11 protein-coding genes and 1 pseudogene are annotated in these 15954 nt (G+C 64.5%); 5 read left to right on the plus strand and 7 right to left on the minus strand.

Going from position 1 to position 15954, the window contains the following annotated elements:
- Positions 1-108: 108 nt before the first annotated feature.
- Genes IVA96_RS29340 through IVA96_RS29350 form a run of 3 tightly spaced genes read right to left on the minus strand, consistent with a single transcriptional unit; the run spans position 109 to position 2261 of the window.
- A complete protein-coding gene (locus tag IVA96_RS29340; RefSeq protein WP_247279776.1) occupies positions 109-486 on the minus strand; it encodes a DUF6285 domain-containing protein in 378 nt (125 codons plus the stop codon).
- Positions 487-489: 3 nt separating this feature from the next.
- Complete coding sequence (locus IVA96_RS29345) at positions 490-1476, minus strand: phosphotransferase family protein (RefSeq protein ID WP_247279777.1); 987 nt, start codon at positions 1474-1476, stop codon at positions 490-492.
- The gene (locus tag IVA96_RS29350) at positions 1473-2261 is read right to left on the minus strand and encodes an enoyl-CoA hydratase/isomerase (protein WP_247420758.1); all 789 of its coding nucleotides are present in this window, start codon (positions 2259-2261) and stop codon (positions 1473-1475) included. The genes IVA96_RS29345 and IVA96_RS29350 overlap by 4 nt, the downstream gene beginning before the upstream one ends.
- Before the next feature lie 165 nt (positions 2262-2426).
- On the opposite strand from IVA96_RS29350, the gene IVA96_RS29355 reads away from it, so the two are divergent.
- The 3 genes from IVA96_RS29355 to IVA96_RS29365 all read left to right on the plus strand — a co-directional run bounded on the left by IVA96_RS29355 (position 2427) and on the right by IVA96_RS29365 (position 5338).
- On the plus strand, positions 2427-3206 hold the full coding sequence (locus IVA96_RS29355; RefSeq protein ID WP_247279779.1) for an SDR family oxidoreductase: 780 nt from the start codon (positions 2427-2429) through the stop codon (positions 3204-3206).
- A gap of 105 nt (positions 3207-3311) precedes the next feature.
- Positions 3312-3692, plus strand: coding sequence for a VOC family protein (locus IVA96_RS29360; RefSeq protein ID WP_247420761.1), 381 nt, complete (start codon positions 3312-3314; stop codon positions 3690-3692).
- A gap of 368 nt (positions 3693-4060) precedes the next feature.
- Positions 4061-5338 carry an acyl-CoA dehydrogenase family protein gene (locus IVA96_RS29365; RefSeq protein WP_247420763.1) on the plus strand — a complete coding sequence of 426 codons (1278 nt, stop codon included), beginning with the start codon at positions 4061-4063 and terminating at the stop codon, positions 5336-5338.
- A 138-nt stretch (positions 5339-5476) separates the two neighbouring features.
- Here IVA96_RS29365 and yghU read toward each other — a convergent pair whose 3' ends face one another.
- On the minus strand, positions 5477-6358 hold the full coding sequence (yghU, locus tag IVA96_RS29370) for a glutathione-dependent disulfide-bond oxidoreductase (RefSeq protein ID WP_247420766.1): 882 nt from the start codon (positions 6356-6358) through the stop codon (positions 5477-5479).
- A gap of 318 nt (positions 6359-6676) precedes the next feature.
- Between yghU and IVA96_RS29375 the strand changes: the two genes are divergently transcribed.
- Complete coding sequence (locus tag IVA96_RS29375) at positions 6677-7810, plus strand: nitronate monooxygenase (protein WP_247420768.1); 1134 nt, start codon at positions 6677-6679, stop codon at positions 7808-7810.
- Between the two features lie 134 nt (positions 7811-7944).
- On the plus strand, positions 7945-9450 hold the full coding sequence (locus tag IVA96_RS29380; protein WP_247420770.1) for an acetyl-CoA acetyltransferase: 1506 nt from the start codon (positions 7945-7947) through the stop codon (positions 9448-9450).
- 146 nt (positions 9451-9596) lie between these two features.
- Here the strand turns inward: IVA96_RS29380 and IVA96_RS29385 are convergent, their stop codons facing one another.
- The 3 genes and pseudogenes from IVA96_RS29385 to IVA96_RS29395 all read right to left on the minus strand — a co-directional run bounded on the left by IVA96_RS29385 (position 9597) and on the right by IVA96_RS29395 (position 15822).
- Positions 9597-10793: an efflux RND transporter periplasmic adaptor subunit gene (locus IVA96_RS29385; protein ID WP_247420773.1), complete on the minus strand. Its 1197-nt coding sequence runs from the start codon at positions 10791-10793 to the stop codon at positions 9597-9599.
- On the minus strand, positions 10780-13959 hold the full coding sequence (locus tag IVA96_RS29390; RefSeq protein ID WP_247420776.1) for an efflux RND transporter permease subunit: 3180 nt from the start codon (positions 13957-13959) through the stop codon (positions 10780-10782). Before IVA96_RS29390 ends, IVA96_RS29385 begins: the two co-directional genes overlap by 14 nt.
- 170 nt (positions 13960-14129) lie before the next feature.
- Positions 14130-15822: pseudogene (locus IVA96_RS29395) on the minus strand (methyl-accepting chemotaxis protein).
- Between the last annotated feature and the right edge of the window lie 132 nt (positions 15823-15954).

Below are 15954 nucleotides of genomic sequence, written 5' to 3' on the forward strand. Positions count from 1 at the left end.
TTGCGCTCAATCGTCCGGTCATAGCTGTTGTCGCGCATCGGATCGTCCTCCGCTGGAGCGATCCAATCAGCGAATTAGTGAACATGCACAGCAATGACGGGGAGAGAGCTACCCGCCTCGCGACAGCTCTCGCTTGTATGACGCGTAATTCGGCTGATCGACTGCGAGCTTGTCCATCGTGGTCTGCCAGAGGTGCTCGGCAAGGCCCGGCGTTGCGAGATCGATCTCGCCTTTGGCAATGCGCATCGCGAGCGTGCGGTTGAGCTCGATCAATGAACCGTCCATGCCCAGCAGCGCGCGCAGCCGCTCCACCTCCGCCGCATCGCTGCCCTCCTCCCGCGTCAGCTGCCGCGTCACGAGATCGAGGATGTTGATGGCGACGCGCAGCTTGAAAGCCTGGTGGCCGGAGATCAGCGGCGTGATCTCGTTGCGCAAGAAATCGGCGACTGACTTTGTCAGCTCGATCGGCGTGGGTTCGTCCTGCATGCATCAGCTCCCGCGCGGCGCCAGCAGCCGCAACAGATCGATCTCGGTCTCGGAGGCGCGGCGTCCGATCATGGCGCGCTCCATGGAATGGTCAGGCCCCTCGCGAAACCGCTGCATCATGCCGCCGCACATGATGCCCCAGCGCAGCGTGCCCATTACTTCCCAGAATTTCACGCGCGGCGGATCGACCTTGCGGCCCGCGGCCTCATAGCCCGCAAACAGCTCCTCGCGCGAGCCGAAGCCGCCGACCGGCTTGTCGATCTCGCCGAAACGCCACGAGTTGACGCAGACCCAACCGAGATCCTCCATGGGATCGCCGAGATGGGCGAGCTCCCAGTCCAGCACGGCACGGATACCGTCGGCGCCGATGATAAGATTGCCGTTGCGGAAATCGCCATGTACCAACGTCTCCTCCGCCGAGGGACCGGGATCGTGGTCGCGCAGCCAGCGCAGCGCCAGCTCGAACACGGGCTTGGGCCAGTTCAGGCTGCGATAGTCGCGCTCGAACTCATCGACCTCCTTCGCCGCGGTCATGCGGCGCAGCTCCGGCAGCTTGTGCAGCGGCAGCTTGTGCAAACCGGCGAGCACGTCGCCGATCTGCCGCGCCAGCAGCGGCCGTGCGGCTGCGAACTCCTCATCGCGAAGGATCTTGCGGGCGATAGTCTCGCCCTCGATCCGCTGCATGATGAAGCCGGTGCCGAGATCGTCCTCCGGCGTGAGCACATGCATCACGCGCGGCGACGGCACGCCAGCCTCATAGGCGAGCTGCATCAGCTGCGCTTCAGCGGCGAGGCCTGCCGCGCGCGTTGGCGCGGCGCCATAGCCCTTCGGCGAGCGGCGCAGGATTGCGCCTATCAGCCCATCGGGATGCACGATATCGAAGCGCCACGTTTCCTGACTGGCGCCGCCGGAGAGCTTGGCCGCGCCGGCGACGCCGGTCGCACCGGGACACCAGCGCGCGACGCTGCGGGAAAGCTCCGCCTCGATCATTTGCCTTTGAACTGCGCGGGGCGCTTCTCCAGGAACGCGCCGACGCCTTCGCGGAAGTCATCGGTGTCGCCCGCTCGAAGCTGGCACTGGAATTCGAGGTTAAGCTGATCCTCGAAAGAATTTTCCGGGCTGTCCCAGTAGAGTTTGCGGATCAGCGACAGCGCCACCGTTGGGCCGCTGGCGAACTCGCGTGCGAGCTTCATCGCCTCCTCCATCAGCACGCCGTCATCATAGACGCGGTTGACGAGGCCCCATTCCAATGCCTTCTCGGCCAGCAGCCGCTCGCCCATCAGCGACAATTCGATCGAGCGCGCCCGACCGATCAGGCGCGGCAAGAGCCAGGTGGAGCCGCAATCCGGCACAAGACCGATGCGGCGGAAGGCTTGCAGGAAATAGGACGAGCGCGCGCACAGGATCATGTCACCGAGCAGCGCGAAGCTCATGCCGGCGCCGGCGGCGGGACCGTTGACCGCGGTCACGATCGGGCAATGCAGGTTGCGGATGCGGCGCAGGAACGGATGAAAGCCGGTCTCCAGCGTCAGGCCGGCCTTGGTCTTCTTCGGCTGGTTGTTGCGGCCCTGGAGATTTGCCCCGGTGCAGAACGCCCGCCCCGCGCCGGTCAAAACGACGCAGCGCACCTCATCCTTCTTCTCCTCGATCGCATCCAGAGCTTCGGCAAGGCCGCCCAGCATGTCCAAGGAGACTGCGTTCATCACCTCCTGATGGTCGAGCTTGAGGATCGCGACCGAACCATCGAGATCGAGCGTGACGTGTTTGAACTGCATGGTTTCCTCGTCAGCTTGCCGCCTGCGTCAGTTTCGCAGACCGGAATTTGTTTTGCCGGGCGCATATTTGATTTTTGGCGCGGTCTTGTCCATGGTGATCAGAGCATAGCAAGCAATCTTGCGCGCAGCGGCTGATCCGCCGCAGGCCAAAACAGGAAACGCGCCATGAACCTTTTCGACCTTTCCGGCCGCGTCGCCGTGATCACCGGCGGCAATGGCGGCATCGGGCTCGGCATTGCGCAGGCGCTCGCCGGCCAGGGCTGCAACGTCTCGATCTGGGGCCGCAATGCTGACAAGAACAAGGCTGCTGCCGCGAGCCTGGCCGGCCTTGCCGGCAAAGTTGACACCCGCGTCTGCGACGTCACCGATCCGGCCTCGGTCGATGCTGCGATGAAGGCGACGCTCGACGCGTTCGGCCGGGTTGACGGCTGCTTTGCCAACGCAGGCATCGGTGGCGGCGGGCGGCGCTCGTTCATCGAGCGCACCGAACAGGAATGGCGCACGATGTTTTCGACCAATCTCGACGGCGTATTCCACGCGTTCCAGGCTGCGGCAAAGCACATGACCGAGCGTGCCAATGCCGGCGACCCCTTCGGCCGGCTGGTTGCGACCTCGAGCCTCGCCTCGATCTTCGGCACCGCGCGCAACGAGCATTATGCGGCGACCAAGGCCGCCATCAACGCGCTGGTGCGTGCGCTCGGCGTCGAGCTCGCGCGTTACGGGGTCACCGCGAACGCGATCCTGCCGGGCTGGATCAAGAGCGACATGACCGCTGGGCTCATGGCCAACGACAAGTTCGTCGCCAACGTGATGCCGCGCATTCCGGTGCGGCGCTTCGGCGAGGCATCCGATTTCGGCGGCATTGCAGTGTATCTGATGAGCAAGGCGTCGTCGTATCACACCGCCGATACATTCGTGATCGACGGCGGCTATACGGCGTTTTGATTTCGTAACCCGGATGGAGTGCAGCGCAATCCGGGACAACCAAAAGCAAACAACCCGGATTTCGCTGCGCTCCATCCGGGCTACAAACTCGGAGGGAATGGGCAAATGTTCTCGCACGTGATGATCGGCACCAACGATCTCGACAAGGCCAAGGCGTTCTACGACAAGCTGCTCGGCACGCTCGAGGTGCGGCCGGCCAGGGTCGACGGCCATCGCATCTTCTACATCACCAAGACCGGTGTGTTCTCGGTGTCGAAGCCGATCAACGGCGAACCGGCGACCTGCGCGAATGGCGGCACGATCGGCTTTGCGTGCAATTCGCCGGAGCAGGTCGAGGCTTGGCACGCGGCCGGAGTCGCGGCCGGTGCGACCTCGATTGAGGATCCGCCCGGTGTCCGCCAGGGCCCAGGCGGCAAGCTCTATCTCGCTTATTTGCGCGACCCCGACGGCAACAAGATCTGCGCGATGCATCGGATGCCGAACTAGGTCTGGGCCACAGCCAAACGTGTCATGCCCCGGCTTGCCGTCTTCGCTCAAGCTTCGCCGGCCGAGAGCGCTTGTAGGCCCGGCGTAGCCTATTAGCGGAGCCGGGACCGGGGCATCCGGTGCGCCGCGGCCTTTCGGTTCAATCACCGCCGTCTCTGGAATACTGGATCGCCCGATTGAATCGGGCGATGACAGCGGAGTTGTCGCGCGAGCGCAGCGAAACCTCATCACCATTCAAACAACATTTCAAACGCCTTGGCGATATTCCATCGCGTGGCATGGCTCTGCGTGAAAAATGCGCGCTCGCACTTTGGCGGCGCTGCGACTATTCTTGCGCTCAGCGGAATCCTAGCGCTCCGGGAGGAACAATGACAAAGCACACCTACATTCCCCGCACCACCAACTACACCCTCAATCCCGGCGACGAGCTCAACGACTTGCGCATGTCGGACCAGGTCCGCCCGCTCTACGACCACGTCAAGAAGTTCATCCGCGACACCGTCGAGCCGATGTCGATCGAGTTTGCCAAGGCCGGCGAGAACAAGGAGGATCGCTGGAGCTTTACGCCGAAGCAGCTCGAGGTGCTCGAGAAGGCCAAGAACAAGGCCAAGCAGGAAGGCCTCTGGAACTTCTTCCTGCCCGATGACGAGACCGGCCAGGGCCTGAAGAATCTCGACTACGCCTATATCGCCTCCGAGCTCGGCAAGAGCCCGCTGGCATCCGAGACCATGAATTGCTCGGCGCCGGACACCGGCAACATGGAAGTTCTGGAGCGCGTCGGCACCAAGGAGCAGAAGGAGAAATGGCTGAAGCCGCTGCTCAACGGCGAGATCCGCTCGGCTTACGTCATGACCGAGCCGAACGTCGCCTCCTCTGACGCCAAGAACATCTCGACCACGGCCAAACTCGTCGGCGACGAATGGGTCATCAACGGCGAGAAGTACTACATCTCAGGCTTAGGGGACCTCCGCTGCAAGATCCTCATCGTGATGGTGAAGACCAATCCGGATGCGGCACCGAGCAAGCAGCAGTCGCAGATCCTCGTGCCGCGCGATACGCCCGGCGTCGAGGTGCTCGGGCCGATGTACGTGTTCGGCCAGGACCACGCTCCGCGCGGCCACATGCATATGCGCTTCAATAATGTCCGGGTACCCAAGGAGAACATCCTGCTCGGCGAGGGCCGCGGCTTCGAGATCTCGCAGCTCCGCCTTGGCCCCGGCCGCATCCATCACTGCATGCGCACCATCGGCAAGGCCGAGAAGGCGCTCGACCTCATGGTGCAGCGCGGCCTCACCCGCGAAGCCTTCGGCAAGAAGATCGCCCATCTCGGCGGCAACATGCAGATCATCGCGCAGGCCCGCTGCGAGATCGAGGCGATGCGGCTGATGGTGCTGAAGGCCGCGAAGGCGATGGACGTGCTCGGCAACAAAGAGGCCCGCGTCTGGGTCTCGATGGTCAAGGCCATGGTGCCGGAGCGCGCCTGCAAGATCATCGACCAGGCTATCCAGATGCACGGCGCCACCGGCATCTCGCACTGGACCCCGCTGGCCGAGATGTACCAGGACGTGCGTCACCTCCGCTTTGCCGACGGTCCGGACGAGGTGCACTGGATGGTGGTGGGACGCCACGAGCTGAGCATGGCGTGAGCCGCGCGGTGCTGTAGGGTGGGCAAAGGCGCGCTCTTCGCGCCGTGCCCACCATCACGCGTTGTTACACGAGGCGGTGGGCACGCTTCGCTTTGCCCACCCTACAATATCGGCGAACTACCGTATCGGCGAACGACGTTACGCAGTCTTCGCCGCCTCAAGCTTGTCCTGAGTCTTGGTCTCGAAATCGCTCGCGTCGTGCCGCTCGTGGAGCTGGCTGGCGGGATCGCCGGAGACGCGGTTGACGATGCGGCCGCGCTTCACGGCCGGGCGCTTGGCGATCTGGTCGGTCCAGCGCTGCACGTTCTTGTAGTCCTGCACGGAGAGGAATTCGCCGGCGCCATAGACCAAGCCCTTGGCGAGGGCGCCGTACCAGGGCCACACCGCCATATCGGCGATGGTGTACTCGCTGCCCGCGAGATATTCGTTGTCGGCGAGCCGCCGGTCGAGCACGTCGAGCTGGCGCTTGGTCTCCATCGCGAAGCGATCGATGGCGTATTCGATCTTGGTCGGCGCGTAGGCGTAGAAATGGCCGAAGCCACCGCCGAGATAGGGCGCGCTGCCCATCTGCCAGAACAGCCAGGACATCGCCTCAGTGCGCGTCTTGACGTCCTTCGGCAGGAAGGCTCCGAACTTCTCGGCGAGGTAGAACAGGATCGAGCCGGACTCGAACACCCGAATCGGCTCGGGCCCGGAGCGGTCCATCAGCGCCGGGATCTTGGAGTTCGGATTGATCTCGACAAAGCCGCTGCCGAACTGGTCACCGTTGCCGATCCTGATCAACCAGGCGTCGTATTCGGCGCCCTTATGGCCGAGCGCCAGCAGCTCTTCCAGCATCACCGTCACCTTCACCCCGTTCGGCGTCGCCAACGAATAGAGCTGGAGCGGATGGCGGCCGACCGGCAGCTCCTTGTCGTGGGTGGGGCCGGCGATCGGGCGGTTGATGTTGGCGAACTGCCCGCCATTTTCCTTGTTCCAGGTCCAGACTTTGGGCGGCATGTAGGCAGGGGTATCGGTCATGCGAGAGGCTCCGGCGGAAAGATGCGCCTGCATTAATTAGCCCGCAAATGGCGGATGACAAGGGCTGCCCGATCTGCGCCCGGCGCGGGCCTCAGGCTCGCGTCATGCGCTCGCCTGTCTGCCGCCAGCTCCGGCGCTTCGGACTCCATCACGAAGCCTTCCAAGCACCAGGAGTTAGCCTGGGGGTGGAGCATCGAGCGGCGTGTCCACGCAAGATGCGCCGTCGAATCCGGCATGGCATCACCAGCGACGATCCGCTAGCGTCGCTTTGCTTCGCCGCGACAGCAACGAGAACGCGAAGACCGCCGGGAGAGAGCCATGAAATCGCCGATCTGCGACATGCTGGGGATCGAGTTCCCGCTGCTCGCCTTCAGCCATTGCCGCGACGTCGTTGCGGCCGTCAGCCGCGCCGGGGGCTTTGGCGTGTTAGGTGCCACCGCGCATACGCCTGATACGCTCGAACGCGAGCTGAGATGGATCGACGACCAAGTCGACGGCAAGCCCTACGGCATCGACGTGCTGATCCCCGAAAACATCTCCACCGCGGGAGAGAAGAACGTCACCTGGAAGAGCCTGGAAACGCGCGTGCCGCAAGAGCACCGCAACTACGCGCGCGATCTCCTGAAGAAGTACGACATCGAGCTGACGACCACCGAGGTCGCCGCCGACCAGCCGCAGCCGTTCGACGCCAAAACGGCGCTGGAGCTGCTCGAAGTTTCGTTCCGCCATCCGATCCGGCTCATCGCCAATGCACTCGGCGTGCCGCCGAAGGCCATGATCGAGATGGGCAAGACCCACGGCGTGCCCGTTGCTGCGCTTGTCGGCGCCAAGGAGCACGCGCTGCGCCAGGTCGCAGCCGGCGTCGACATTCTCGTGGTGCAGGGCACGGAAGCCGGCGGCCATTGCGGCGAGGTCTCGACCATGGTGCTGGTGCCGGAGGTGATCAAGGCGATCAAACCGATCCGCGAGGTGCCGGTGCTGGCCGCCGGCGGCATCATGACGGGCCGGCAGATGGCGGCCTGCATGGCGATGGGCGCGTCCGGCGCCTGGACCGGATCAGTCTGGCTTGCGACCGTCGAGGCGGAGACCACGGAGATTTTTCGCGAGAAGATGATCGCGGCCTCCTCACGCGACGCGGTGCGCTCGAAGGGCCGTACCGGCAAGCCGGCGCGACAGCTCCGCTCGGTCTGGACCGATGCCTGGGACCGCGCGCCGGAGAGCCCGGGCGCGCTGCCGATGCCGCTCCAGAGCATCATCAGTCGCGACGCCTTCAACTCCATCGACCGCGCGGCGGCGAGCGGCAATGCCAAGGCGCGTGATCTCGTCAGCTATTTCGTCGGCCAGGGCGTCGGGCTGATCGACAGCGTGAAGTCGGCCGGCGCCGTGGTGCAGGAGTTCAAGGAAGAGTTTGCGGAGGCCGTCGAGCACATGAATGCGCTGGTGGCGGAGTGATGGACCCTCATGGTGAGGAGGCGCGCAAGCGCCGTCTCGAACCATGAGCGCCCGTGGCCTATCCTTCGAGACGCCTGCTTCGCAGGCTCCTCAGGATGAGGTCGGAGATCTCAGAGAGTGAAGAAGCAAGAACAATGACGACTGTTTCCCCAGACCGCATCCCCGTCATCGTCGGCGTCGGCGAGATTGTCGACCGTCCCAAGGAGATCACTGATGGCCTCGAGCCGCTCGATCTGCTCGAACAGGCGCTGCGGCGCGCGGAAGCAGACGCCGGTGCAAAGCTGCTGGGCGAGGTGCAGTCGCTTGACGTCGTGAACTTTCTGAGCTGGCGCTATCGCGATCCAGAAGCGCTGCTGGCACAGCGGCTCGGCATCTCGCCTTCGCATTGTTACTACGGCCCGGTCGGCGGCGAGAGCCCGATCCGCTATATTCACGAGGCTGCAAAGCGCATCGCGCGGGGCGAATGCACCGTGGCGGCCATCTGCGGCGCCGAGGCGCAATCGACGGCGACCAAGGCTGAGCGCGCCGGGACAAAGCTGCCATGGACGCCATTCGCACACGATGTCGAGGAGCCCAAGCGCGGGGCAGCGTTCCAGAAACCGCTGGCAGTGAAGCTCGGCGTGTTCCGCCCGGTCACCGTCTATCCGTTCTATGAGGCGGCTTCGTCGGCGCATTGGGGCCAGACGCCACGCGAGGCGATGGCTGAATCCGGCACGCTGTGGTCGCGCTACTCCGAAGCCGCGGCGCAAAATCCCACTGCCTGGCTGAAGCGGCGCTATGCGCCTGACGAAATCACGACGCCGACCGCGGACAACCGCCTGATCGCATGGCCTTACAATAAGCTGATGGTCGCCAATCCCAGCGTCAACATGGGCGGCGCGCTGCTGCTGACGAGCCTTGCCAAGGCGCGGGCGGCGGGCATTGCGGAGGGCAAGCTGGTCTATCCGCTCGGCGGCGCCTCGGCGGAGGAGCCGCGCGATTATCTCCTGCGCGACCAGTTCTACGAGAGCCATCCGCAGAACGCGGTCTTGAAGGCCGTGATGGATCTCGCCGGCGACGGCAAGAAGTTCGACGCCATCGAGCTCTACAGCTGCTTCCCGTGCGTTCCGAAGATGGCGCGACGCACGCTTGGCCTGGATGCCGACGTGCAGCCGACCGTGACCGGCGGCCTCACCTTCTTCGGCGCCCCGCTCAATACCTACATGACGCACGCGGCCTGCGCGATGGTGCGGCGCGTGCGCGACGGCGCCAAGCTCGGTCTGCTCTACGGCCAGGGCGGCTTCGTCACCAAGCACCATGCGCTGGTGGTGTCGAAGACGCCGCCGCGCGCGGCGTTGATGCAGGAGACGAGCGTGCAGGCGGAAGCCGACCGCAACAAGCGGGCCGTGCCGGAATTCGTCGCGGAGGCAACTGGCAAGGGCAAGGTCGAGAGCTTTACCGTGCTCTACGGCCGCGGCGGCGAGGTCGAGCATGGCGTGGTGATGCTGCGGACGGCAGACGATCGCCGCACGTTGGCGCGGATTCCAGCGAGCGACACGGCGACGCTGGCGCATCTGCTCAACATGGATCGCACGCCGGTGGGATCGGTCGGCGAGGTCACGATGGCGGCCGACGGCGTGCCGGAGTGGCGGGCGACGTAGCTCTCGTGTTCCGGGACGCGGTGCGGCATGCAAAGCGCGCTCCGCAGAGCCGGGACCCAGCAAGAAGCACGGTGCTTGAGGGGAGACGAGCCCCAGCTCAGCAGCGCTTGACTTCATGCTGCGCTGTGTCCGGGGCATGAGGCGCCCTAGCTTTTCGGTGCCTGCTTCTCCGACGCGGTCGCCGGCTTGGCCTTGGCGCCAACCACGCGCACTGCATCCCCATCCGACAGGCCGTCCGGCGGTGCCGTGATGACGCGGTCGTCCGCTGTAATGCCCGAAGCAAGTTCGATCTCGCGGCCGAGGTCGCGCGCGATGGTCACGGTCTTGAACCGTACCTTGTCGTCCGGGCTGACTGTCGCAACGCGCAGGCCGTTGCTATTGAAGATCAGCGCACTGGCGGGGATGCTGAGCGGCGCGGAGTCGCGCTGCAAGCTGAGCTTCACGCTGGCATAACCGCCGGGCATCAGCTCGCCGCTGGAATTGTCGAGCCCGAGCTGCATCCGCGTGGTGCCCGAGGCGACGTCGACGGCCTGGGAGGAGGCTTCCACGGTCGCCTGGAACGACCGGTTCGGATATTCCGGCAGCGTGATGGTGGCCTTGGCGCCGATCTTGATCGCCGGGACATAGTTCTGGGGCACGTTGACGTAAACACGCAGCTTGGTGATGTCGGAGACCACGAACATCGCCGGGCCCGCCCCGCCGCCGGCATTGATCAGCGCGCCGATGTCGGTGTCGCGGGCGGTGACGACGCCGTCGAACGGCGCGGTGATCTTCTTGTAGCCGGCCAGCGCTTCCAGCCGCTCGACGTTGGCCTGGCCCGAATGCACGGCAGCGTTCTTGTTGGAGAGATCGGCAGTGCGCTCGTCGATCTCCTGTGCCGAGACGAAGTTCGAGGCGACCAGCGTCTTGCGGCGGTTCAGCGTCGCTTCGGACAGCCTGGCGCTGGCCTGCTGGCTGGCGAGGTCGGCGCGGGCCTGCAAGAGCTGCTGATCGAGGTCTGGCGCCTCGATCTCGGCAATCACCTGCCCTGCCTTGACGCGGGCGCCGATATCGGCGCTCCAGCTCTTCAGGTAACCCGACACGCGCGCGAAGATCGGCGCGCGGTAGTAGGCCTCCAGCCGGCCCGGCAGATCGATGGTGGCGTTGAGGGCCTTGGCGTTGGGCTGGGTCACCGCAACGCTCGGAATGGCCTGATCATGGGTCCATTCCTTCAGCTTGGAGCCCTGCTCCTCGCGGGCACGGATGCCCGTGCCCACCACGAGGCCTGCCGCAATCAGCGCCACCACGCCGAAGATGCCCAATTTCCGGTGCGAGACCGGGGAGCGAGTTTCAGTGGGCGACATGCGCAGTCTCCAATGGGGCGGCGGCTTTGGCGCCTTGTTTCTTGTGTACCATGCTGAACACCACGGGAACAAACATCAGCGTGGCGAAGGTTGCAAAGATCAGGCCGCCGATCACGGCGCGGCCGAGCGGCGCATTCTGCTCACCGCCCTCGCCGAGGCCCAAGGCCATCGGCGCCATGCCGATGATCATGGCGAGCGCGGTCATCAGGACGGGGCGGAAACGGACGAAACCGGCTTCCAGCGCAGCGGCGACGGGATCGCCGAGCTCCTCGTAGCGTTCACGCGCGAAGGAGATCACGAGCACGCTATTGGCGGTGGCAACGCCCATGCACATGATGGCACCGGTGAGCGCCGGCACCGACAGCGTGGTCTCCGTCATGAACAGCATCCAGACGATGCCCGCGAGCGCGGCCGGCAGCGCCGTGATGATGACGAAGGGATCGGACCAGGACTGGAAGTTCACGACGATCAGGAAATAAATCAGCACGACGGCGCCAAGCAGGCCGAACAGCAGACCAGTAAAGGCGCTGTTCATGGTCTGCACCTGACCGAGCAGCACCACGGACGAGCCCTTCGGCACCTCCTTTGCGGTGTCCGCGATCAGCTGACGGATGTCGGCCGCGACCGCCCCGAGATCGCGGCCGGACGTGGTCGCGAAGATCTGCACCATCGACTGAATGTCGTATTGCGAGACCACCGCGCTCGAGGTCGAGCGCTTGATATCGGCGATGCCGCCGAGGATCGGCGATTGCGCATTGCCGGTCGCGGTGATCGGCAGCGTCTGGAGCGCGCTGAGCGAGTCGATCTGGTATTGCGGCGTCTGCATCACGATCGAGTACGACACGCCGTTGTCGGGGTTGAGGTAGTAGGTCGGCGCGACCTGCGAGGAGCCGGCGAGATTGACGACGAGGCTGTTGGTGACGTCCCGTTCGGTCAGACCGACATATTGCGCGCGGGTGCGATCAACATCGATGTTGAATGTCGGATTGTTCGGCGATTGCTGGATGCGCGCATCGGCAACGCCGGGAATCTTGCGGACCTTGGCCAGCAGGTTATTGACGTAAGCGAAATTGGCGCTGACATCGGCGCCGCGGATCTGGAGGTCGATCGGCGCCGGCGCGCCAAAGTTCAGGATCTGGCTGACGATGTCGGCGGGCAGGAACGCGAAGCTGACGCCGGGGAACAATCGCGGCAGCTGCTCACGCAGCACGCGTACATGCTCTTCGGTCGGCTTGTGGCCTTCTTTCAGCTTGATCTGGATGTCGCCGTCCTGCGGGCCGATCACGCCGGTGTTGTTGTAGGTCATGTTGATGCCGGAGATCGGCATGCCGATGTTGTCGGTCATGGTCTCGATCTCGCCCGGGATCAGCTTGCGGACTGCCTTCTGCACGTCGGCGAGCTGGTTGGCGGTCTCCTCGACGCGGGTGCCGACCTGGGTGCGGACATGCATCAGGATGTTGCCGGCATCGACCGCGGGGAAGAAGTTGCGCCCGAGGAACGGCACCAGGGCAAAGGACGCGCCGACCACGCAGAGGAAGCCGATCACGAACACCGCACGATGCGCCAGCGCGAGGCCGAGCAAACCACGATAGAAGCCGCGAATGCGCTCGAACCGCGCCTCGAAGCCGCGCTGGAACCAGACGAAGGGATTGCGCGACTTCGGCAGCCCGCCCTCGTGATGGACATGCGCCTGCAGCAGGTAGTTCGCCATGGTCGGCACCAGCGTGCGCGACAGGATGAACGACCAGATCATCGCGAACATCACGGCTTCGGCCATCGGCACGAACAGGAAGCGCGCGACGCCGGTGAGGAAGAACATCGGCACGAATACGATGCAGATGCAGAGCAGCGACACAAAGGCCGGCGTCACGATCTGGTTGGCACCGTCGAGGATCGACTGTTCGACCGGCTTGCCCTGCTCCAGATGGTAATTGATGTTCTCGATCGTGACCGTGGCGTCGTCGACGAGAATGCCGACGGCGAGCGCAAGGCCGCCGAGTGTCATGATGTTCAGCGTCTCACCGATCGCCGACAGCATGATGATGGCGCCCAGCACCGACAGCGGGATGGAGACCGCGATGATGATGGTCGAGCGCCAGCTGCCGAGGAACAACAGGATCATGACGCTGGTGAGCAGCGCCGCGATCACGCCTTCGAAGGCAACGCCCTGGATCGCGCCGCGGACGAACACCGATTGATCACCGATGAAGCCGATCTTCAGTGCGTCGGGCAGCTGGTCCTTGACCTCGATGACCTTCTGCTTGATGCCGGCGATGATATCGAGTGTCGAGGTCGCGCCCGCCTTCAGCACCATCATCAGCACCGAGCGGTTGCCGTCGACATGGACGATGTTGGTCTGCGGCGGATTGCCATCGCGCACGCTCGCGACGTCGCGGACGTAGACCATCGCGCCGTTGACGGTCCTGATCGGCAGATTGCCGAGCTCGTCGATCCGGAGCGGCGAGTTGTTGAGCTGGATGTTGTATTCGAACTGGCCGATCTTCTGGGTGCCGACCGGCGTGATGAGGTTCTGGGCGGCGAGCGCGTTGGCAACGTCCTGGCCCGAGAGGCCGCGGGCCTGGAGCGCGGTCGGATCGAGGTCGATCTGAACCTGGCGCTGCTTGCCGCCGAACGGGTACGGGATCGCCGCCCCCGGAACAGTGACCAGCGGCGTGCGAAGCTGATTGATGCCGATATCGGCGAGGTTCTGCTCGGTGAGGCCTTCACCCGACAGCGCCACCTGGATGATCGGAACGGTGGAGGCGGAGTAGTTCAGGATCAAGGGCGGCGTCGCGCCAGGCGGCATCTGCTTGAGCAGCGTCTGCGAGATGGCGGTGACTTGCGCGTTCGCGGTACGGATATCGACGTTGGGCTGGAAGAAGATCTTGATGATGCCGAAACCGTTATAGGAATTGGCAGTGATGTGCTCGATATCGTTGACCGTCGTCGTCAGCGCGCGCTGGAACGGCGTCGTAATGCGGCCGGACATCTGGTCGGGCGGCAGGCCGGTGTACTGCCAGACCACGCCGATCACGGGAATGCGAATGTCCGGGAAGATATCAGTCGGTGTCCGCAGCGCCGCCAGCGGCCCAATGATCAGCAGCAGCAGCGCGAGCACGACGAAAGTATAGGGCCGGCTCAGGGCAATACGGACCAGAGCAATCATGCGCCAGGCAATTCCAGGTCAAGCAAGAATGTGGAAATCCGCCCCCGGGGCGACCCCCATCTCCCTTTACCCGAGCGCCGCCGGAAACGCTAACCTCCGGCGGCCTTCGCGCATTCACTTCCCTGCTACCGCACTGCGAAATCTACATCGCAGCCATGCGGCCGCGTGCCTCAGGCGGCGCGCACGTCGGACAGGAACTTGCCGACTTCATTCTTCAGCCGGTTCGAATCGTTCGACAGCATCTGCGCCGCCGAGAGCACCTGCGAGGAGGCCGTGCCGGTCTCGGTCGCGCCGCGCTGCACGTCGGTGATGTTGGCGGAGACCTGCTGGGTGCCCTGCGCCGCCTGCTGCACGTTGCGCGCGATCTCCTGGGTTGCCGCGCCCTGCTCTTCCACGGCCGCCGCGATCGCCGACGAGATCTCCGACAGGCGCTCGATGGTCGAGGAGATCTCCTTGATGGCGCCGACTGAATCGTTCGTCGCCGCCTGGATGCCGGATATCTGCTGGCCGATCTCGCCGGTCGCCTTCGCTGTCTGCTCGGCCAGCGCCTTCACCTCGGAGGCGACCACCGCAAAGCCGCGGCCGGCTTCACCGGCGCGCGCGGCCTCGATAGTGGCGTTCAGCGCCAAGAGATTGGTCTGGCCGGCGATGGTGTTGATGAGCTCGACGACGTCGCCGATGCGGGACGCCGCTTTGGACAGTTCGCTGACGCGCTCGGTGGTCGCGCGCGCCTGGCCGACGGCGTCGCCCGCCATCCGCGCCGATTCCTGCACCTGACGGCTGATCTCACCGACTGACGAGGCCATCTCCTCGGTCGCCGAGGCCACCGACTGCACGTTGGTCGAGGCTTCCTCCGAAGCTCCGGCAACTGTGGTCGCCAGCCGCTGCGAGCGGTCGGCCGTCGAGGTCAGCGTCGAGGCGGAGGCTTCGAGCTGGGTCGAGGCCGACGAGACGGTCTGGACGATCTCGCCGATCATCGTTTCGAATTCGCGGGTGATGCTGTCGACGCGGCGGCCGCGCTCGATCTTGGCTTCGGCGTCGGCCGCGGCAGCTTCGTCCGCCGCCCTCTTGGCGATCAGCGCCTCCTTGAAGACCTAGAGCACATCGGCCATGGCGCCGATCTCGGTCTTCTCGCCGCGATGCGGGACTTCGGCACTGAGGTCACCCTTGCCCAGCGCCTGCATGGGATCGGTGATGGAGCTGATGCCCCGGGAGACGTCACGAACAAGATAAAAACTGACGCCGATACCAATGACGACCGCCGCACCGAGAATGAGTGAGACCAGCATGAAGGCATGATTCATAGCTGTCGTCAGCGTCTCGCGCGGCCTGATCCGCGCCCTTGGTGTTGAGCTCGATGTCCCGCCTCAAAATCTCGTCCGCCTGCAGCCCGATCTTGTTGACCGTCTTGCTGTTCAACTCGTGCGCTTCGTGCGGAATCTTGCCGGCCTCCTTGCGCGACAGGGCCATCACCTCCTGTGTGCCCTTCTTGTAGTCTTCCCACAGCTTGGACCACTCGCTGTAGAGCGCCCGTTCCTCAAGCGACGTGATCATGGCTTCATACGACTGCCGAAGCTTGGTATTCGCCTCGATCACGGTCCCAAGCGTTTTTTCCGCCGCCAGCTTCTCTTCCAACGTTTCGGACAGCATGTGCTCGCGGATCACGTTGCGATAGGTGATCACGCCGGCGCGCAGTTCGCCCAGCACGCGCACGCTGGGCATCCAGTTCGTGGTGATGTCGACGGTGTTGGCATTCATCGACCGCATCTTCATGACGGCGAGCAGACCCATGCCGGTCATTGCGACCAGCAGGAATGCCACGACACTGATGATCTTGGCGCGGATGGAAATAGTGGCGAACATGAACTGGGTCTCTTTGTGCTGGCCGGTGCGCGTCCGGGAACTACGAATCAAACAAAAGGAGCAGCACCGACATCCGACACCAGAGCACCTGCGCAGATGTTAACTACGACTCCGTACGAGTACGGAAAGCCG

Source organism: Bradyrhizobium sp. 159 (assembly GCF_023073795.1).
Lineage (GTDB): Bacteria > Pseudomonadota > Alphaproteobacteria > Rhizobiales > Xanthobacteraceae > Bradyrhizobium.